Here is a 19,793-nt window from a genome sequence, read left to right on the forward strand (position 1 = left end):
AAATATAACGATGTTTACAAAAATGTTAAACGCTTGTATCAAAAACAACTTCAGAACAAGGCATTATTTGTGATTGATTGCATTATTTAGGGATAGCAGCTAAATGAAAGGCGTCTTTAGTAACTATACCGGATATTAGCAAACACCAAAGTTGCAGGTGTTTCTCCAAATAAGCTGCCGTCCGTACCGTTAAAATGTTGAACTACAGTTAGCAGTTGCCAATTATTACTGAGTGAATAGCTGCTGGATAATCCAGCAAAGTAAGAGCCATCATCATAGTAACTAGCCGATAAGGTGACGCGGTTGAGCGCCGTTAAGTCGAAGCTAGCATCGGCATAAACAGTATGCTCCGTGAAGCTCAAGGTTTTCGCAGAGAGAGGGAGGTTTAGGTAAGTTAATGCGCTGCTCGCTGGCTTTGGTTCAGAAATAAACAACCAAGCACCTCTCACCATCCAGTTACGCACACCACCAAAACTGTAGTCTGATTCCAAACTAGCGACTGTCGTATCCTCAGTAGGCTGACCTTGATGCTTTGTATCAATAGGATCAAACCAGCTTAACTCGCCTCGAAACCCAGCTTGATAGATATCAGTCGCGAACCCTGCTCCAAGAACATAGTCTTGCCGAGATCGACCCGCAATGATTTGATAGTCCCAACCAGAAACGTTGGAGAAATATCGTAGTGACGTGCTGTTTTCTTTAGACTGCTTTGACGGAGAGAAAACGAGATCTAACCCAGCGGCAAACCCAAGTTTTTTACTCACCATGACAGCGTCGGTGCCCGCCCGCTCTTCGTAATCAAAGTCGTAAATAGAATAGGCGTTGTAGATGTCGTTTGGGTTCCAAATGGTGTTCATTGACCAGTTGACCCGGAACCGCCCTAACCTTGCACTCCAATCTTGGTCACTCCAAGAGACGTAGAGTCGATCCAGTTGGGTATTGAGGATTGCATTATCTTCTCGCCAGTTTTTGCTTAGATCAAAATACCCATTATCAAGCGCCACAAGTTCCGCATATTGAGGAATCTCAAGCGCATCGCCCCACAATGCTCTATTCCTGATACCAAGATTTATTCGCCATTCAGGAGAAAAGCGATATTCAACGTTAATCCGGTTATGGAGTAGATGGTCAAGGGTATTACCCTGCTCGTCAGGCATACTATAGGTCGCCATGTATTTCACATAGCCATTGATATCCCATGCTTTTTCAGGCTCCAAACCCGGTATGCTGGCATTAGTTTTAATGCAAATTACCGCAGGACTTAACGCAAAAAAAAGCCGCAATAACTTGGATAGTAAGCTTACGCCTTCTACTCTACCACGCATGGCTCTTCTCTATGGTGTTATCAATGTTGGCAAAATCTCGTGCCAAACGCCCGTCCTCAAATACTATGATTCGATGTGCGCGCTTAATAACTCTAGGATCATGGGTAGAAAAGATAAATGTCGTGCCTTCTTTTTCACTGAGTTGTTCCATGATATCAAGCAGCTCGGCTGTACTTTTTGCATCTAAGTTGGCGGTAGGCTCATCTGCCATTACAAACCTTGGTTTTGGTGCCAATGCTCTTGCAACCGCAACTCTCTGTTGTTGGCCTCCAGACATTTTACTCGGACGTTTATGCATCTGCTGTGATAATCCAACCTGTTGCAGTAGCGCGCTGGCGCGTTCACGACATTCCCTTTCTGTTTTCCCTTGCAATTGCATAACAAACTCGACGTTTTCAAGAGCTGTCAGTACGGGGAGCAGGCTATAATCTTGGAAGATAAAGCCAATGTTATCGCGCCGATAAGCGATCAACTCTTTTTCTGACATATCAGAGATTAAGCATCCATCAATTTCCACGCGTCCTGATGTAGGCGAATCGATCCCGCCCAACATGTTTAGTAGCGTCGTTTTCCCTGAACCAGAAGGTCCCATAATAGCGACAAACTCACCTTGCTTGATCTCCAAATCTACGTTCTGAACCGCATGTACCGGGAAGTCACTCTTTGGGTTGTACGTCTTGGATAAGCCTTCCAATTTAATCGTCATTACGTTTTCTCCGCCATGGCATCCGCAGGTCGATGTTTGAGAATTTGCCTTGCTGGATACAGAGCCGCAAATAAGCTCGCGACAAAAATAGCCACAATAATCAATTGATACTCGTAAAACGATACTCTTGGATAAAGCAAGGTATCGACGCCATAAGCACCTAATCCATCAGCAAGTGCGCCAAGCGATAAGCCAGTAATACTCAGTATTTTCAGCATGACTGCGCTTCCTAATAACCCTAGCGCGCAACCACTTAAACCAAGGAATAGCGTTTCCAAAATAATCAGTGTGCGAATTTTATGCTGCTGCATGCCAACCGCCATTAACACACCAAACTCTCTCGTTCTTTCAAAAACTGACATCAGCATGATGTTGATGATTCCGAGAGTCATGGCAAGTACGAAAACGACCAACATAATTTGGTTAGAGATATCCATTGAGCTCATCATTGTTGCGAGTAAAGGCTGTATTTCTTGCCATTTTCTCACGACCAATTGTTCACGGTTGGCTTGTGGCAATATTGATAACGTAAATGCCTCTGCACTTTCTAGCTGTTTAGTCTCGTTGGAGTTCAACAAAACGCCAATTTCATGCGCACCCGACAAGCCTGCGATTGTTTCGAGATCGACTTTACGGACGTAGACATTACCGTCATCAAACGTGGTGGATGGCGTTTTAAAAATACCTCGAACGCGAAAAGCTGCGCCAGATACATCACCCTTGATGTCAGATAATGTTAAAACCACTTTCGATCCAACACGCAGCTTCAACCGATTTGCGGTTTTTTGCGAAACAAGAATGGGGTTTCTTCCCACTTCGTTTAACCATTCTCCGTCTATCACATGGCTTGTAAGCGGTGTGATACTTTGCTCTTGTTCAATATTGATGCCATTGATCCGAACGCCTCTCGTACTACGCGCAGAAGCAATCATGCCATCAGCAAGAAATCGCGCCGATACCGCTTTAACATCTTGATGTGCAGCCAAAGCGGCCGTTATCGTTTGATAATTCGTTATTGTGTCACTAAGGTCAGGATTATTAAGGTAGGATTTCTGATGCACTTGTAGATGACTGGTTTGCCACGCAATCGCGTTTTTGATCATGCTGTCGACCAAACCGTTCATGAATCCAATCATGGCAACAACGCCCATTAAGCCGAACACCATCGCTCCTAGCATAATGGAAGTTCTGAGCTTGTTCCGCCATAAATTACGCCACGCCAATTTAATCAACATGCGCGCCTCCTTTTAGCCCACTAGCAATGGGCAAGCGAAGAAGTCTAGCCATCGGATACATCAGACATAACGATAAAATAACGAGAACGACAAGAATTTGATCAATTAACAAATACGGCTCTAGCGAAACAGGTACGATTGGTTCAAAGCCACTCTCCAGCATCACTTGTGCAGCATCGCCTGTAATCTCAATCGGATTGATATAGAAATACGCAAGCACAGGCGCGCTGATCAAGATACCGAGCACAAGACCAATAACGGAGATAAACATCGATTCAATGGCGACGAGCCCCATAAGCTTGCTGCGCAACATACCCGTCGCGAGCATCACCGCAAATTCACGCTGGCGCTCTAACGTCATCATCAAAATCGTGGCAAACAGGCCAAAACCAACAATGCCGTACAAGATATAGATCAAAAAGATCCCACCCGCTTTGTCCAAGGCGATCTGTTGGGAAAGTTCTGGCGACAGCTCCTGCCAGCTTTTTACTGCGACGCCATTCCCGTAGTGGCGCTTTAGTTGTTTAACAATGTCAGGCAACACGCGTAAACTTTGAGTGTTAAGGACCCATGCGGTGACTTGGTTATCAAGCGAATACAGCGCTTGTGCGGTATCAAGAGGCATGTAGACCAACTGAGAATCTAACTGCTGCAAAGGAAAGTGCAAAATACCAGACACCTGATACAGTCCAGCCGCCGTTTGACCACGATAACCCGAACCATACAACACCAGTTCATCACCAACGTTCAAATGAAGGTAGTTTGCCAAGCCCTCACCAACAAGCACCGAGTTTTGTCCAGATGCAATAAAGCGCCCTTGTACGATTTTGTCACTAATGCTGGAGTAGCTATCTTCAGCGTCAGGCTCAACGCCGAGCACCATCACGCCTTTGGATCGTTCGTCTTTGGCGGCAAGCGCAAATGACTCAATTCTCGGCAGAACGATGTCGATATCAGGATTATTTTTGGCAGATGCAATGAACGCAGGCGTTTGTGGAAGGACATCATCAATGCTAGAGGAGTCCCCAAAATCGGGATGTTGTAGCTGAATTAATCCCGTATAGAACTTCGCAGCGTTTTTAATATTTGAGGAGTAACTTCCTTCTTGGAACGCTCGAGTCAGTAAGGAGAGAAACAGAACAAGAGCTAACGCAGAAGCGGTTAACAATGTCCGCCGTTTTTGCCGCCATAGATTTCGCCATGCGAGCTTGATGAGCATCCGATTCTCACCTCTTATCTAAACCAAAATCCACCCTAATCTCGCAGAGCCTTCATTTGCTGCTGGGAGAAAAAGTCATCATCGATATCAAAATCAAATTGCGCTTCGTGCGTAATCAAAACCGTTTTATTTCCTGGTTTATCTATCGGTTGCATCTCCATGCGAGTCGCAACGTCTCGCCCACCCAACGTTTTCACATCGTAAGTCGTCAAAACATTTACTAGTTCATCAAATTCATCGTAAAACTCGACTTTGCGCTGTAAAAAGCTCGTTTGAGAGATCCACAGTCTGACTTTGCTCCAAACCACTGGGGCGTCAGGCTTGGCAAGTGCATCAACTACCCAAACTTTGTCACCATCAAAGGTTTCACTTTGAAGCAGTTGATGTTGATAATCGACAACAATAGAAGATTGGTTAATTAAATCATCATTCGTGAAGTCTGATCCCATCCAAGACTGACTGAGCATGGATGGCGCAATTTTAATCACTCGCTCTATACTCGGCACCCAATTCCACATTTCTCTATGACGTTTTAACGAGGCGCTACCTTTATCTTTCGCCGGAGCAGTCACCAAGACCAAAGATAATTCCGTACCTTTCGTCCAACTCTTCATGGTCATTGAACGTGACCAGTCAGGGCGAACAATTTTCATGATGGCTTCGCTATAACTGGATTTTCCGCGCATCGCTTGATCAGACTTTTGGACTATATCGAAAGCGCTCTCAGCGTAAGAAAAAGAAGAGAGAAGTACACAAGCGAGAACACAAAACGTTTTATACATACCTTCCCTTTGTACCGACACGACCTAGAATTTGAAGCTAAACGGGTATAATAATTTTAAATTCAATTGAGTATAGCAAGTGAGGATTTAGAAATAGCGATTGGTGACTCAAAAACGCTAAGGGACTTGACGAAGCTCAGGTTGAACCTGGCTGTCTGTTATGACTTGAAACACAGCGCGATTTTTACCTTCAGACTTACCTTGATACATCAGTTGATCAGCGTCTTGTAAATTCACGATGTGAGTAAATTCAGGGTAGTATGCGCAGCCTAAGCTAATGCTCAAATGAATCGCTTGCCCGCCAAGGATAATAGGTTGTTCGTACACGGCTTTGCAGAGCATTTGAGCAAAGTTGCTCGCTTCTCGCTCAGAGAGCGATGCCGTCACGAGTGCGAACTCTTCTCCGCCAATTCTCGCCAATGTCATACGTTCATCAGTCATTGATTTTGCTGTTTCAGCCACGGCCACTATCGCTCTATCTCCGACAAGATGACCGTATTGGTCATTAATTGATTTAAAATCATCAATATCAAATACCATTACCGTCAAGCTTCTCTGCAAGTGATTCAAGAGCGCCAATTGTTCAATCAAGTGTCTACGGTTGTAGAGTTTTGTTAGGGAATCCGTTAACGTCATCTCCAGCAATTGCTGGTTAGCAATCGTCAATTGTCTTGTGCGCAGCGCAACCATGCGTTTGAGTGCGAAGATATGATACAGCGTCGCGACCGCCATAACGAAAATCGCAATAGGTAGGAGATAAAGAGGATAGACCGTTTTCACCACACTCCACCGATTGAGGATCCTTTCTCGATCTGTATCGATAACTTTTTCAAACGCTCGAGAGACATCTAAAATGGAAGCAGAACTATGCAACCCTGCTGCAATCCGAAGGTCTTTACTATATAAATTTATTACAGGAACAAACATGCCTGCTCCCGGCATAGTTGCCATATAAAAGTTAGCTACTTGAAGGTCCGCGACGAAATACAGCACCTTCTTATCGACAGCGGCCTGTATCATCGTGTCGTTATTAATGTACTCTGCAATAGGCGCATTAGGATAATTCGTCTTAATAAACTCAGACTCGTAACTTCCTTTAACGACACCAATTGGCAACGTCATTTCACCAGCTAAAACACTTTTGACATCAATCGAAAGCACGTCTTGATTGACATATAATTTAGTTTGAATGGGCATGATAACTGCGCCAAAATCCAGGTAATCGGCTCTTTCCGATGAGTAAACCAATCCCGCGTGAAAGTCAGCACGCCCCTCTTTTACGGCCTGTAAAGAAGCCTCCCAATCAAGAAGCAGAAACTGAACATCAATTTGGTTGTCCGCCGCATACGCTTTCCAGAAGTCGATCAAAATGCCTTTGGGTTCACCGTCTGGGCTAAGGTAAGAGAATGGCTTCCAAGCTTTGGAGTTAGCAACAATTAAAGAATGAGACTCTGACTTGTGCGCATACGTCATCGGGCAAATAGACAGCCATAGTAGTAACAAAGAAGCACACGCTTTTGTACACTTGCAACCATAAGTACCATAACTCGTCGATGACATACCTACTTCTCACCAGTCTTTTTAAACCATAATCTCGGCTGTTTTGTCTGATCTAAAGATATAGCAGAGCGGTGTCGGACAGGAAGTAGCTCCTATTGATATGAATCTAACTTAGTAGGTTTTAGTACTTATTTGGTACTTTTCAGCGTCTAGTTTTAAGAAGAAAGCTAGCCAGTACAAGGTAAGATAAGAGTGATTTAACTAACACTAAACCATTGAATTTGAATAGTTTGATAAAAACCAGCATCAATAAAAAAGCCCTATTCAAAATCCACATCGGGGAGAACTTTGAATAGGGCTCTTTGCCTCTATGCTTCATTTTCCGACTGAAGCTGCCTTTACCTTTTTTCGCTTTTACGACTCGTGTTCTGAACAATTGACTGGTGACAACCGCTTTTAACGCATTGTCCTTGATTTCACCTCTGCCGAAATCGGTCTCGTGTTGTAACTCATTCGGCTGAGGACTGGTTTTAGGTTTTGCCATAAATCCTCCTTAATGGTCGAACCAGATTGGACAATAATTATATAAATAAGTCAAATTTATAGATTTAGTTGAATTTTATGCTGAAAAACTTCACATCACCGTCATTTATTTGAAATTTAATCAAAAACATGCTGGTTAAATAGTGACTAAATACAAATATTTGTCCATAAAGCACTAATATATGTTGACTCTTCGTGGAATTAACCTAGACTCAAACACGGCTAGAAAGAAAGTTCTTTGTTTTCACATTTCGTTGGATTACTTGTAACCCGTCGTCCTGTGGTACGCAATAGCAATTTATTTTTCCACGCTATAAGCGCCGTTGAGGCGAAAGATTACATTATTTAGATATTTAGGAAATAGACATGTCTAACACAGCTACTGGCACAGTTAAGTGGTTCAACGAAACTAAAGGCTTCGGTTTCATTCAACAAGAAAACGGTCCTGACGTATTTGCTCACTTCTCTGCAATCACTGGTGACGGCTTCCGTACTCTAGTTGAAGGCCAGAAAGTAGAATTTGTTATCTCTCAAGGTCAAAAAGGCCCTCAAGCAGAGCAAATCAAAGTACTTTAATTCTTAAAGAATTTGATACGATAGCCAGCTTCTAAAGCTGGCTATTTTTTTGTCTATAACTTATTTTTGCCAACAAAAACGATATAAATCCATGGCTCTTAAACCGACTATTTATAAATTTCGTATCGCCATTTCCGATATGAATAACGACTATTACGATTCTAAAAATCTAACTATCGCCCTTCACCCTTCAGAAAAACCTCAACGAATGCTGGCTCGTGTTTTAGCTTACTGCTTAAACGCTCAAAGTAATTTAGAGTTTACGAAAGGGCTTTCTACAATTGAAGAGCCTGATTTATGGCATGTTGGCGATGATCAAAGCATTACTCACTGGATTGAAATTGGCGAACCAGAACCAGAAAGAATCAAGAAAGCCTCTCGCCTAGCAAAACACGTAAAAGTCTACACTTATAACACTAAAGCGACGGTATGGTGGGATAAAATGTCAGGAAAGTTCTCAATGCTTCCCGTCAACGTAGAAAGCTTTGACTACGACGCTATCGACTTGATTTGTCAGCACCTTGACCGAGGCACTAGCCTTTCTGTTATGATTACCGGCAGCTCTATTTTTGTTGATATCAACGATCAACACGTCGAAGTAACGGTGAAGGAACTAAAAAGCCATGACGTCTCTTAGTGAACTGAGTCAAGAGATGGGATTCAAAGAAATTCCCTTCGTTAAAGAACATAAAGCGGCAAAGCGACGTTGGTTAAAAGAACAGTCACAACTGTTTACAAAAGTTTGTGAGAACAAACCCGCCACGGCGCCTACTCTTCACCTGCTTGGTCTTTTGACTAAGTCGCATATTGAAGCCAGCGCTAACTATGAGCAACATGCGCATTCTGCCCAGCAAATGCAGCAAGTGCTGACTGACTCCTTGGGTGATGAGCACGCGGATAAGTTCACTAACCAGTCCGCAGAAGACCTTATCTTGATAACCCACCTTTGGCTTTATACTCAAGGCTATTTGAATATGGACTTTAGCTTGGCGCACGATCATGCCGAGCAAACTCAGAATACATTGCAACACGAGCTTGTTGTAAAACGCATGGATGTTGATGCATTCAGAACCGAACTGATGCAAAGCTTTTATCTAGGTAGAGAAGCCAGTCCAGCTTCGACTAGCGGTTTTTGGGGCAGGTTAAAACGCTTATTTTCCGCATAAAATACATGGTTTTATCCATTTCAAACAACTGATAGACTTCACGCTCAATGCAACAAGCATCATGATTGCATTTTTAAAGGACAATTACCCAATGAACATCAAGGGATCATTATGAAGTTTATCCGTTGGATTTTAGGCAAGGTTATCTTATTGCTGAACGCCGTGTTCTCACCTCGTGGTGTTAAACGCAGTGCAGAAGAACAACAACGTATTGATGAAAAAGCAAAGCAATACGCACTTTACCAATTTGAAGCTTGCCCTTTTTGCGTAAAAGTCCGCCGTGCAATGAAGCGTCAGTCAGTGAACATTGAGCTACGTGATGCAAAAAATAACCCGACTCATCGAACTGAACTAGAGCAAGGTGGTGGACGAATTAAAGTCCCTTGCCTACGTATCGAAAAAGATGGCGAAACACAGTGGCTATACGAGTCATCTGACATCGTCGCTTACGTTGAAAAAGAATTTGCCTAAGTTCCCCCTATGAACATTGGCGGATGTAAAAGAGGCACCATACAGGTGCCTCTTTTCTATTCAGTCTAGCTGCTCGTTGCTATGCCTAGCCTTTGGGTTCACTCTTCTTGCTCATTCCCAGACGGAAACGCCAGTAAACACATAAGGGCTCAGTGAAAACGACACGACGTAGTTTATCGACCAGCCATCGCCTTACTCATCAACGATCAGCGTTAGCTCTACGCGTCGATTACAAGCTTTGCCACTGGCTGTCGAATTACTGCACTGCGGCACATACTCGCCAAAACCTCTAGAAAATACGCGTTGACGAGGAATACTCGTCGCCAGTAGTTGCTTTTCCACTTCACGAGCTCGCTTTTCTGACAACGTGTCATTAAAGCTGGCAGCTCCTGTGCTATCGGCATGGCCATCGATCACGACATCCACATCCGTTCTTCCTGCTAGATAGTGACCAATGTTTCGAATCCAGTCTTGAGATTGCGCTGATAACTGAGCAGAGCCAGTTTGAAAATGCACTTGCTCTTTCAAACGTATCATTAAGTGACCGCCACTGAGTGTCTCATGAGGAATATTGTGCCTGTTCAGAAACATTTCCAAAGAGGTCACATTTTGCGACTTTTTTACTGATGCCCTCTCAGTCTGATACGTGCGAGGTGAAGAAGCCACACTGGAGGCGCTCGGATAGCCCCACTCAGGATGTCTCAGCTCGGTGTTTGTTTTAGGAGCTGTATCTAAAATGTTCCCGCCAGGAACCATGTCTTGATCAAGGCTACTGCACCCAGTCAGAATGCCGCAAACAATTAAAAACCACTGCTTCATACCACTACCAACTTAGAAAAACTCTTGTCCATTGTGTCGACAAAACACGCCGAATCTTTAGCGCTTTTATCCACCGATTGGTTTGTATATGCAGCGTTCATGCCACTGGAATCAATATCAAGTATCTCTCAAATAAAAAGCGATGCCAAAATACCTCCCTGCAGCCTACACATCAGGAAAAGTCTGTTACCAATCGTCTCACTTTATTGTTATTTAATGGTTTTAGTCACTATCGTTAACCGATAAACTAACGCAAATTTCTTACTTAGAGCATTATTATGTTAAAAACCATATCGAAAGGCTTTGCTGTGATTGCCGCCATGATGGCCTTGTCGGCATGCGATAGCGGCAACACTCAGCCTCAGCAAGGCAAACAATACGAAGTTTTGCCTGTATCCCTTGAAGAATATGATTTGGCGCCATTGACAGAAGCTTTTGCCCTAACTTGCGGCCACTGCCGTTCAATGGAAGAGTTTGTCCCTCAAATCGAATCGCTAACTGAGCAAAGCGTTGAAAAAATGCATGTAACTTTCAATGAGAGTGCACAAGTAAGCGCCATCATCTTCTACACTGCAGTCATGCAACTAGAGTCGACACCTGACAAAGCATTTATGGCGGATCTTTTTGCTGCCGTACAAATGGGTCCTGATGCGACTGCTGAGGAACGTCAAATCGCCGTAGAGAAAGCCTTTGAGTCTCGCAACCTTATCAGCCCTTACCATTTAGATGAAGCACAGCAAAAAACGCTGTTTGAGTACATCACTAAGGCAGAAGCGATCACGACTCGCGGCCAAATTAACTCCGTTCCAGCCTTTATCGTTAACGGAAAATACCAAGTCATTACTGGTGTTCATGACAGCGTCGAAGCCATGGCAGAAACCATTAACTATTTGCTAAAACAACCTAAATAGACAAGGAGCTTACGTGTCTAAATTTTTGTTCCCTCTCATTATTTTCATTCTGGCGGGCTTTTTCATTTACCGTACTTGGACAAACCATAAAGTAGCGGATGAAAACTTTGCGAAAGGCCAAGCATTCTTGCTCGAGAATGCGAAAAAAGAAGGCGTCATTACAACAGAAAGTGGTCTTCAATATATTGTTCTTGAAAAAGGCGAAGGTGAGGTTCACCCAACCGCGACAAGCAAAGTCAAAGTGCACTACCACGGCACGTTGATTGATGGCACTGTGTTTGATAGCTCCGTTAATCGCGGTGAGCCAATTTCGTTTGGTCTTAACCAAGTCATTAAAGGCTGGCAAGAAGGCCTACAATACATGGTCGAAGGTGAAAAAATCCGCCTTTTCGTACCAAGCACGCTCGGTTATGGCAAAAGTGGCTCAGGCCCAATTCCACCAGCAAGTGTTTTGATCTTTGATGTTGAATTGTTAGAGATTCAATAATTCTAGAAACTTTGCATTAAAGCCAAACTATCAAAACCAAAAACGCCGCGAACCACGCGGCGTTTTCTGTTTAAAGAGAGGCTACAAGCCAATATAGTGATCCGAAAGCAATGCAATGAACAACGCAAAAAGGTGATAGATAGAAAATTTAAACGTCTCCATCGCGGTATTGGGCTCTGGCGCGTATTTTAGCTTCCATGCATGGTACATAAAGCCAGCGTTAAGTAGTAACGAGGCAAAAAGATAAACTACGCCGACCATTCCAACCAACACCGGCAGCACACAAACCAACGTCAACAACACCGTATACAACAGAATGGAAGTTTTGGTGTACTTGATACCATGTGTCACTGGCAACATTGGAATATCCACCTTACGATAGTCCTCTACGCGATGAATTGCGAGTGCCCAAAAGTGTGGTGGCGTCCAGATAAAAATGATCATCACAAGCAGCCAAGCATTCGCATGCAAGTGCCCTGTTACGGCAGTCCAACCGAGAAGAGGCGGCATCGCACCCGCAATACCTGCAATTACGATATTTTGGGGCGTAGCGCGTTTGAGGTACATGGTGTACACCATCGCATAGCCGAGTAAACTCATCAAAGTCAGCCATGCCGTCAGTGGGTTGACCAGCGCATATAAAAGAACAAACCCTATGACGCCTAACGCCGTCGCAAAGGTTATCACCGATAACGGCTTAGCTTCACCCGATGGCAACGGACGTTTGTGTGTGCGAGCCATTCTCGCATCAATGCGGCGGTCAATCAGGTGATTAAACGCTGCCGCGGAGCCTGCCATCAAACCAATGCCTGTTAGGCCAACCGCCGCCTGCAACCAAGGAAACTCAGTAACAGGCGCTAAACTCATCCCGACAACGGCCGTCACCAGCATTAATGCGACTACTTTAGGCTTCGTTAACTTCAAATAAACGGAACTTAGTCGCTTTCGCTCATTTAACGACAGTGCGATTTCTTTACTCATAGCGAACTCCTTTCGCGGTGTAACTCCAAGCTTTTTTGCCCTGCCACAAATAAAACTGACTCACACAAACAAGACTCAACATAATGGCGGCACCCAAGTTATGTGCCACGGCGACATAAATAGGAAGTTGGAATACAACGTTGCTCACGCCCAACATAATTTGACACGCTAAAGTGAGTAGTAACCATCCTCCAATGCGCTGTGAATGATGGGAATCTTGCCTCATGAGCATAATGCTATAAGCCAATACGACGGTAGCGGTGACCATCGCACCGAGGCGATGCGTAACATGTATGGTCATTCTTGCCGGATACTCCAATACACCAAACTCGTAATTCTCGAATCCGGTTTGCCAGAAAGAAAACGCCTCTTTCCATGAGAGATAACTCATCCAATCTCCCTCACAAATCGGCAGTGAGGTGCACATGAGCGCGGCATAGTTTGACGAAGTCCACCCTCCTAGCAGCACCTGCATAAAAACAACCAGAAAAACCAATAATGAGAAGCCTCGCAGCGAGCTGGAAGACGGAGAGAAATAGAGATTATTTTGCGCTTTTAACTGACAGTAAAAAATCGCCTGCAGAACCAGTAAAGTAAAGCCACCAAGCAGATGAAGCATTACGATAACTGGCATTAATTTGAGCGTCACGGTCCACATCCCCAAAAGTGCTTGCCCGACCACCAGTATACTGAGAAGCATCGGAATAGTAGGATTCACGCGCTCAGACCTCATTGATATCACTGTCATGGCAAAAATGACCAAACCCAACGTTCCTGCAAAATAGCGATGAATCATTTCAAGCCATGCTTTCTCATGCTCGACAGCCCGTTCAGGGAAATTAAGATTGGCACGTATTACGTCTTCTTCTTGATGAGGCACAGCAAGATGCCCATAGCAGCCGGGCCAATCAGGGCAACCTAACCCTGCATCAGAAAGGCGAGTATATGCGCCTAACATGATCACCACGAAAGTTAGGAGCAAACTGAATTTAACCAACTGAATTAACTTCATATACGCCCCTTTCTAACCAACTCGTGACAATTTTAAGAGCTTGCGTAAATCCGCCAACATACCTTTGTTGAACGAGACTAAATCTTCATTCGGTTGCGGCGAGTAAGACATCACCAATTGCCCCAGAGGATCAACGATTAATATTTGTCCGGGTTTCACTTTGGCGGTAACCGATTGATTCATTTGCATTGTCGTCATCGATACATCTACGGTATCGGACAACTCTGTCTGCCAAAGCACCGGCACCACACGCTCTTGATATTTTCCTAAAGCGACATGGCTTTGCTGAAGCAGGTAAAGCTGCTGCCTGCATTGTTCTGTGCACTCATTAGGTAAAACATAAGCGAGTTGCCACCTGTGCTCCTCGAGTGGGGACTCTTGACCAAGTAGCTCTAACGTTGTGTATGGTTCAACTAACACACCTATATTGGTCACACCGCTTTGATACCACCCTTGGGTGAGAATGACCTTAGCGATGACGGCAGGAAGCGCAAACGTACACACCAACGCAATCAACATTAGCCGCCCTTTGGTTACTTTAGATGTCATGCTTCACCTCCATGTGACGCAACTTTCTTTGCCAACGAACAAAAACAATTAAGGTCAATAATAAGAAAACGCCCGCCATCGAAAACCACTGAATCGAATAACCGAAATGCTTGGCGCTGTTGAGCGGCAATGGGTTCCAAGGAAAGTCGTAAGGCCAATTTTTTAGATTGTCTGGCTGCAAGACTGCGGGCATAAGTTCAATATTAAGTAGCTGATTCAGTTGCGCGATATTCAGGTTCTGCACACGAATGGCATCGCCAACTTCTGGCATTAATTCAGAGCTCAACGGGTTAGCAGATTTTCGGTACAGACGTCCCGAGATAAAGGTCGAGACTTCGAGTGTTGTGACGGTTGGTAATATTGAACGATCTGCTATTCCCTCCACAAAACCAAGCTCTAATAATGCATAGGTTCCTGATTCATCACTCATAGAGACAATCTGAAATGCTAAATAGCCCACATTGCCCTGATGCGTTTGGTTATCCAGTAAAATCACGGGAAACGCCTGAGGAACAACATTAGCTTCCACTTTTTTCCCGAGAATGCTGCCTTCTCTCCAATCGTTTTCTTCAAGAACTTCGCCTAATGCTTGGTACGCACTATCCGCTCGCGCAAGAATGGCTTGTTCCAAAGCCTGTTTTTCTTGCCCTCTCTCAAGCTGCCAAAAACCCAGTTTGACCAAAAGAGAAAACACAACCACAGTTAAACCAACTGCAACCCAAAACCGTTTCGATAGCCATAATTGTCTCGATAACAACAACGATGAAACCGGAGGTGCTATGTCCACCGTATTTCTATTCAAACTGACGCTTGTCCTTTTGCTGCTTTTCATTATCTTCAACCTCGCAAAAGCGCTTATCGAAATGGTTCGTGAAGACCCAGATAATCCCGAAAAAAGAGACAAACCTATGAGTCATTACTTAGGCCGTCGAGTCATGTTCTCCGCTTTAGTAGTTATCCTTCTACTTATTGCGCTCAGTTCAGGCTGGCTGGCTCCGAATCCCCGTCCTTACTAATCGCCCAATGCACCTACAACACGTACACAAACACAAACAGACACAACCAAACCACATCCACAAAGTGCCAATACCAACTACCTGCTTGGAAGGCAAAATGGTTGTTAGACGAAAAATGATCTTTAGCGATTCGGAGCAATAATACGATTAAGAAAATCGTCCCAAGACAAACGTGCAAACCGTGAAAACCCGTCAGCATAAAGAAGGTGTTTCCGTAGATACCAGATTGCAACGTGAGCCCCATTTCTTGATAAGCATGAGCATACTCAACCGCTTGGTAATATAGGAAAAAGCCCGCAAGCACGATGGTGATTTCCAACCAAACAATCAGTGCCGTTCTTTTGTCTTTTTCAAGGCTTATGTGCGCCATATGCAGTGTAATCGACGACAATAACAGCAAAATAGTATTAGTAAGGGGAATGCCCTGCCACGGCATAGCTTGCGTTGTGTCTCCACCCGGAGTCAGTGTGAGTGGCCACATCGCTTCGAAGGTTGGCCACAAAACCTCGTTGGTCATGAAGTTGTTATCTGCCCCACCTAACCAAGGCACAGAAATCATCCTGGCGTAGAATAACGCACCAAAAAAGGCACCAAAAAACATCACTTCAGAGAAGATGAACCAGCTCATCCCTTGGCGAAAAGAACGAGTAATTTGCGAGCTGTACTTTCCACTCAGTGACTCAGTAATCACATTACTAAACCAGCCCGCCAACATGTAAAGCAAGAACAGAAAACCTACCGCTAGCACAATGCTACCAATGGTTCCCACAGCCCCTTCACTTTGTGTCCCCTGAACGGTCATTCCTGCACCAACGGCAACTAAAAATAGAGCAAATGCACCGATGATCGGCCAGCAACTTTGAGCGGGAACATAATATGTTCCTGGCTTGTTACTCATAATTTCTCTCCTTACTGACCAGCCTTGGTCTGTATCTCTCTCCTTGAGTGGCTAAGAACCTGTAGGAGGGGGAAGTTTATAGAGTGTGTAAGACAGCGTTAACGTGTGTATCGACTCCGGTAAGTCCGGTTCGATATAAAAAATCAACGGCATTTGAGCTTGTTGTTTGCCATCCAAAGGCTGTTGGTTAAAACAAAAGCACTCAATCTTATTGAAATAAGCGGCACCATTCCCGGGAGAAACAGAGGGAACGGCTTGCCCTACCAACTTCTGCCCGCTTTCATTAAATGCAAGGTATTCGGTTTGTACGACTTCACCGGGATGAACGTCCATCGAAATCACTTTGGGTTTAAACTCCCAAGGCATATCGGGGCTTACATGCGCCATAAACTCCACGCGAATGGTTCGACTCATGTCCGGTTGCATACCAGTTGGTTGAATGGCGGCCACTTCACTTGTTTTTCCATTGATACCCAGTGCGTCGCACATTACGTCATACAATGGGACAAGTGCGTAGCCAAACCCAAACATCAAAAGGGTCGCTAAAAGCAACTTCACAGTGAGCTTTTTGTTTGATGGATTCGGTTTCATCTCACTCACCCCGTTCGTTTCTAATCGACTTTAGGCGGCGTAGTAAACGTATGATGGGGCGCCGGGCTTGGCACCGTCCATTCTAAGCCCTCCGCACGTTCCCACGGTTTTGCAGCAGCCTTTTCACCGCCACGAATACACTTAATCACCACCCATAAAAAGATCAATTGTGACAACCCAAACGCAAATCCACCAATGGAGACAATTTGATTGACATCAGCAAACTGAATAGCGTAATCCGGGATACGTCTTGGCATACCCGCTAAACCTAGAAAGTGCATCGGGAAAAACAAAACATTAACTGAAATAATCGAGCACCAGAAATGCCACAAACTCAGCTTGTGGTCGTACATATTGCCTGTCCACTTAGGTAGCCAATAGTACGCAGCCGCCATAATCGAGAATACAGCACCAGATACCAACACATAGTGGAAATGCGCAACCACGAAGTAAGTGTCATGATATTGGAAATCCGCCGGCACAATCGCCAGCATCAACCCTGAGAAACCGCCAATCGTAAAGAGCACAATAAAGGCAATGGCAAACAACATTGGCGTTTCAAATGTCAGAGCCCCACGCCACATGGTGGCGACCCAGTTAAAGACTTTCACCCCGGTTGGTACCGCAATCAGCATGGTGCAATACATAAAGAAAAGCTCTGCAAAAACTGGCATCCCCGTTGTAAACATGTGATGCGCCCACACAAGAAAAGACAGCAACGCAATGCTGCACGTCGCGTAAACCATCGAATGATAACCAAACAGCTTCTTGCCACTGAAAGCAGGAAGGATGGCAGAAATGATGCCAAACGACGGTAAAATCATGATGTACACTTCTGGGTGACCAAAGAACCAAAAGATGTGTTGGAACATCACCGGGTCACCGCCACCAGCAGCATCAAAGAAGCTAGTCCCGAAATATTTGTCGGTAAGAACCATCGTCACCGCACCTGCTAATACCGGCATAACCGCGATCAACAAGAAAGCGGTGATTAACCAAGTCCAAACAAACATTGGTAACTTGAACCAAGTCATTCCCGGAGCTCGCATATTTACTATCGTCACGATAACGTTTATCGCGCCCATGATGGAGCTGATACCCATGATGTGAACAGAGAATACAAACAGCGCGGTGCTATCTGGGCCATAAGTCGTGGACAACGGAGCATAGAACGTCCAGCCAAAATCGGGGCCGCCGCCAGGTAAAAACAACGAGCTCAATAAAATAAGAAATGCAAAAGGTAGAATCCAAAAGCTCAAGTTGTTCATGCGAGGTAGCGCCATATCTGGAGCACCGATCATCATTGGAATCATCCAGTTAGCAAGGCCCGTAAATGCTGGCATCACAGCACCAAACACCATCACCAAACCGTGTACCGTAGTCATTTGATTAAAAAACTGTGGATCAACCAGCTGAAGTCCAGGCTGGAATAATTCGGCACGAATGACCATCGCCATCGCACCACCAGTCAGAAACATCGCAAAACTAAACCAAAGGTACAGGGTGCCAATATCTTTATGGTTTGTGGAATACAGCCAACGAGCAATACCTTGGGGAGCATGATGATCATGGCCATCATCAATCGCAATGGTACTGTTTGCACTGGCTTCCGCTGGAGCAGACTTCACTGCCTTATCTATTGGCTTACTCATATTTCCTCCTTAGCACTGCCTTGTGCCTTAAAGGCATTCACATCGGATGCTTGCACCCTATCACCAGTGTCGTTGCCCCATGCGTTTCGCTGGTATGTGATGACCGCAGCAATTTCTTTGTCACTTAACTGGTTCGAAAAAGACTGCATTGCAGTGTCCGGACGACCATTCACAATCACATCAATGTGCTCTGAAATTGGGCCTGTTGCGATAGGACTGCCCTTAATCGCGGGAAATGCACCCGGAATCCCCTCACCATTAGCCTGATGGCACACAGCACAACGCGCCGTGTATATCGATTCGCCCTGCGACATCAACTCATCCATGGATAAGTCTTGAGAGAGCGCCTCTTGTGCCGCCGCTTTTTGAAGTGCGATTTCTTCCTTCTTATTCGCTAACCATTCATCAAACTTTTCTTCTTCCATCGCATGCACCACCACCGGCATGAACCCGTGTGCACGACCACATAGCTCCGCACATTGACCGCGATATACGCCTGGCTCATCAATTCTTGTCCATGCTTCATTAATAAAACCAGGGATGGTGTCTTTCTTGACAGCAAAATCCGGCACCCACCATGAGTGAATAACATCATCAGAAGTCATCAAAAAACGCACTTTGCGATTCACAGGCAACACCAAAGGGTTGTCTACTTCCAATAGATAATGCGCGCCTTTTGTCTCGATACCATCAATTTGCTTTTGGCTGGTGGCAAGCAAACTGAAGAACTCAACATCTTCACCAAAATAGCTGTAATGCCATTTCCATTGCGAGCCTGTGATCTTGACCGTGATATCTGATTGGCTTGTGTCTTCCATTGCGACTAAAGTTTTCGTTGCGGGAATCGCCATGGCGACAAGAATGATGATAGGTATGACTGTCCAGATAATTTCCACTTTTGTACTTTCGTGGAAATGTGCGGCAACTGCTCCTTTTGACTTGCGATGACGAAAGATGGAATAGAACATGACACCAAATACAATCAAAGCAATTACGCAGCAGATATAGAAAATCAGCATATGTAATTCATACACTTGCCCACTTATCGCTGTGACCCCTTTGGTCATGTTGTAGTCACTTTCCTTTGACCAACTGAAAGAGGAGAATGTGATTAAAATCACATTCAGTGATAAGGCTAGAGTAGTCGTTAATCTTTTCAAAAGATCTCTCCTCTGCTCAGCCGCTACGCTTGCGCGAGCTTCCTTGCGTCCCGATGCAAATATCGAACAACTTTACGAAAAATCACAAAAACTACGATTTCGACACGGTTTGTTATATTTATGTTAAAAGGCTAGTTATAGTTCCAAGGTTCTTCAAGAAATTAAATATGATTAAATTTTGTTCGGATAAGAAA

The 19,793-nt window shown here is 44.6% G+C and carries 23 protein-coding genes; 7 read left to right on the forward strand and 16 right to left on the reverse strand.

Going from position 1 to position 19,793, the window contains the following annotated elements:
* Nucleotides 1-116: 116 nt before the first annotated feature.
* The 7 genes from L3V32_RS11570 to L3V32_RS11600 form a co-directional block, all read right to left on the reverse strand.
* The gene (locus L3V32_RS11570; protein ID WP_237284334.1) at nucleotides 117-1,325 is read right to left on the reverse strand and encodes a hypothetical protein; all 1,209 of its coding nucleotides are present in this window, start codon (nucleotides 1,323-1,325) and stop codon (nucleotides 117-119) included.
* Nucleotides 1,315-2,031, reverse strand: coding sequence for an ABC transporter ATP-binding protein (locus L3V32_RS11575; protein WP_114322896.1), 717 nt, complete (start codon nucleotides 2,029-2,031; stop codon nucleotides 1,315-1,317). Before L3V32_RS11575 ends, L3V32_RS11570 begins: the two co-directional genes overlap by 11 nt.
* The gene (locus L3V32_RS11580; RefSeq protein ID WP_046873696.1) at nucleotides 2,031-3,266 is read right to left on the reverse strand and encodes an FtsX-like permease family protein; all 1,236 of its coding nucleotides are present in this window, start codon (nucleotides 3,264-3,266) and stop codon (nucleotides 2,031-2,033) included. Before L3V32_RS11580 ends, L3V32_RS11575 begins: the two co-directional genes overlap by 1 nt.
* Nucleotides 3,256-4,485: an FtsX-like permease family protein gene (locus tag L3V32_RS11585; protein WP_074189927.1), complete on the reverse strand. Its 1,230-nt coding sequence runs from the start codon at nucleotides 4,483-4,485 to the stop codon at nucleotides 3,256-3,258. The genes L3V32_RS11580 and L3V32_RS11585 overlap by 11 nt, the downstream gene beginning before the upstream one ends.
* Nucleotides 4,486-4,520: 35 nt before the next feature.
* Nucleotides 4,521-5,267 (reverse strand): outer membrane lipoprotein-sorting protein, encoded by a 747-nt coding sequence (locus L3V32_RS11590; protein ID WP_237284335.1) that lies wholly within the window; start codon nucleotides 5,265-5,267, stop codon nucleotides 4,521-4,523.
* A 117-nt stretch (nucleotides 5,268-5,384) separates the two neighbouring features.
* Complete coding sequence (locus tag L3V32_RS11595; protein WP_237284336.1) at nucleotides 5,385-6,827, reverse strand: diguanylate cyclase domain-containing protein; 1,443 nt, start codon at nucleotides 6,825-6,827, stop codon at nucleotides 5,385-5,387.
* A 142-nt stretch (nucleotides 6,828-6,969) separates the two neighbouring features.
* Complete coding sequence (locus tag L3V32_RS11600) at nucleotides 6,970-7,311, reverse strand: alternative ribosome-rescue factor A (RefSeq protein WP_047008363.1); 342 nt, start codon at nucleotides 7,309-7,311, stop codon at nucleotides 6,970-6,972.
* 365 nt (nucleotides 7,312-7,676) lie between these two features.
* Between L3V32_RS11600 and L3V32_RS11605 the strand changes: the two genes are divergently transcribed.
* The 4 genes from L3V32_RS11605 (at nucleotide 7,677) to L3V32_RS11620 (ending at nucleotide 9,523) form a co-directional block, all read left to right on the forward strand.
* Nucleotides 7,677-7,886 (forward strand): cold-shock protein, encoded by a 210-nt coding sequence (locus tag L3V32_RS11605; protein ID WP_005375625.1) that lies wholly within the window; start codon nucleotides 7,677-7,679, stop codon nucleotides 7,884-7,886.
* Nucleotides 7,887-7,977: 91 nt separating this feature from the next.
* A complete protein-coding gene (locus L3V32_RS11610) occupies nucleotides 7,978-8,523 on the forward strand; it encodes a YaeQ family protein (protein ID WP_005391156.1) in 546 nt (181 codons plus the stop codon).
* Nucleotides 8,510-9,052: a hypothetical protein gene (locus L3V32_RS11615; protein ID WP_124007598.1), complete on the forward strand. Its 543-nt coding sequence runs from the start codon at nucleotides 8,510-8,512 to the stop codon at nucleotides 9,050-9,052. The genes L3V32_RS11610 and L3V32_RS11615 overlap by 14 nt, the downstream gene beginning before the upstream one ends.
* A gap of 111 nt (nucleotides 9,053-9,163) precedes the next feature.
* The gene (locus L3V32_RS11620; protein ID WP_046873702.1) at nucleotides 9,164-9,523 is read left to right on the forward strand and encodes a glutaredoxin; all 360 of its coding nucleotides are present in this window, start codon (nucleotides 9,164-9,166) and stop codon (nucleotides 9,521-9,523) included.
* Between the two features lie 192 nt (nucleotides 9,524-9,715).
* Here the strand turns inward: L3V32_RS11620 and L3V32_RS11625 are convergent, their stop codons facing one another.
* On the reverse strand, nucleotides 9,716-10,342 hold the full coding sequence (locus L3V32_RS11625; RefSeq protein ID WP_048625248.1) for an OmpA family protein: 627 nt from the start codon (nucleotides 10,340-10,342) through the stop codon (nucleotides 9,716-9,718).
* A gap of 278 nt (nucleotides 10,343-10,620) precedes the next feature.
* Between L3V32_RS11625 and L3V32_RS11630 the strand changes: the two genes are divergently transcribed.
* Together L3V32_RS11630 and L3V32_RS11635 are read left to right on the forward strand one after the other, a co-directional pair.
* A complete protein-coding gene (locus L3V32_RS11630) occupies nucleotides 10,621-11,253 on the forward strand; it encodes a thiol:disulfide interchange protein DsbA/DsbL (protein WP_237284337.1) in 633 nt (210 codons plus the stop codon).
* Nucleotides 11,254-11,266: 13 nt separating this feature from the next.
* Nucleotides 11,267-11,740 (forward strand): FKBP-type peptidyl-prolyl cis-trans isomerase, encoded by a 474-nt coding sequence (locus tag L3V32_RS11635; protein ID WP_005391162.1) that lies wholly within the window; start codon nucleotides 11,267-11,269, stop codon nucleotides 11,738-11,740.
* 81 nt (nucleotides 11,741-11,821) lie between these two features.
* Here L3V32_RS11635 and cyoE read toward each other — a convergent pair whose 3' ends face one another.
* Genes cyoE through L3V32_RS11655 form a run of 4 tightly spaced genes read right to left on the reverse strand, consistent with a single transcriptional unit; the run spans nucleotide 11,822 to nucleotide 15,069 of the window.
* Nucleotides 11,822-12,721: a heme o synthase gene (gene cyoE, locus L3V32_RS11640; RefSeq protein ID WP_237284338.1), complete on the reverse strand. Its 900-nt coding sequence runs from the start codon at nucleotides 12,719-12,721 to the stop codon at nucleotides 11,822-11,824.
* On the reverse strand, nucleotides 12,714-13,733 hold the full coding sequence (locus L3V32_RS11645; RefSeq protein ID WP_237284339.1) for a heme A synthase: 1,020 nt from the start codon (nucleotides 13,731-13,733) through the stop codon (nucleotides 12,714-12,716). Before L3V32_RS11645 ends, cyoE begins: the two co-directional genes overlap by 8 nt.
* A gap of 12 nt (nucleotides 13,734-13,745) precedes the next feature.
* Nucleotides 13,746-14,282: a cytochrome oxidase biogenesis cluster protein gene (locus L3V32_RS11650; RefSeq protein ID WP_152813975.1), complete on the reverse strand. Its 537-nt coding sequence runs from the start codon at nucleotides 14,280-14,282 to the stop codon at nucleotides 13,746-13,748.
* Nucleotides 14,272-15,069: an SURF1 family protein gene (locus L3V32_RS11655; protein ID WP_374091187.1), complete on the reverse strand. Its 798-nt coding sequence runs from the start codon at nucleotides 15,067-15,069 to the stop codon at nucleotides 14,272-14,274. Before L3V32_RS11655 ends, L3V32_RS11650 begins: the two co-directional genes overlap by 11 nt.
* Between L3V32_RS11655 and L3V32_RS11660 the strand changes: the two genes are divergently transcribed.
* Nucleotides 15,062-15,298 (forward strand): DUF2909 family protein, encoded by a 237-nt coding sequence (locus tag L3V32_RS11660; RefSeq protein WP_005391169.1) that lies wholly within the window; start codon nucleotides 15,062-15,064, stop codon nucleotides 15,296-15,298. The two genes, L3V32_RS11655 and L3V32_RS11660, sit on opposite strands and share 8 nt — an antisense overlap.
* Before the next feature lie 13 nt (nucleotides 15,299-15,311).
* Here L3V32_RS11660 and L3V32_RS11665 read toward each other — a convergent pair whose 3' ends face one another.
* Genes L3V32_RS11665 through coxB form a run of 4 tightly spaced genes read right to left on the reverse strand, consistent with a single transcriptional unit; the run spans nucleotide 15,312 to nucleotide 19,599 of the window.
* Nucleotides 15,312-16,196, reverse strand: a complete 885-nt coding sequence (locus L3V32_RS11665) for a cytochrome c oxidase subunit 3 (RefSeq protein WP_237284341.1) — start codon at nucleotides 16,194-16,196, stop codon at nucleotides 15,312-15,314.
* A gap of 51 nt (nucleotides 16,197-16,247) precedes the next feature.
* Nucleotides 16,248-16,787, reverse strand: a complete 540-nt coding sequence (locus tag L3V32_RS11670) for a cytochrome c oxidase assembly protein (protein WP_005391173.1) — start codon at nucleotides 16,785-16,787, stop codon at nucleotides 16,248-16,250.
* Between the two features lie 20 nt (nucleotides 16,788-16,807).
* A complete protein-coding gene (gene ctaD, locus L3V32_RS11675) occupies nucleotides 16,808-18,439 on the reverse strand; it encodes a cytochrome c oxidase subunit I (protein WP_048625255.1) in 1,632 nt (543 codons plus the stop codon).
* On the reverse strand, nucleotides 18,436-19,599 hold the full coding sequence (gene coxB / locus L3V32_RS11680; protein WP_237284342.1) for a cytochrome c oxidase subunit II: 1,164 nt from the start codon (nucleotides 19,597-19,599) through the stop codon (nucleotides 18,436-18,438). The genes ctaD and coxB overlap by 4 nt, the downstream gene beginning before the upstream one ends.
* Nucleotides 19,600-19,793 lie beyond the last annotated feature (194 nt).

Source organism: Vibrio sp. J2-4, from assembly GCF_021728155.1.
In the GTDB taxonomy this organism is placed as follows: Bacteria; Pseudomonadota; Gammaproteobacteria; order Enterobacterales; family Vibrionaceae; genus Vibrio; species Vibrio diabolicus.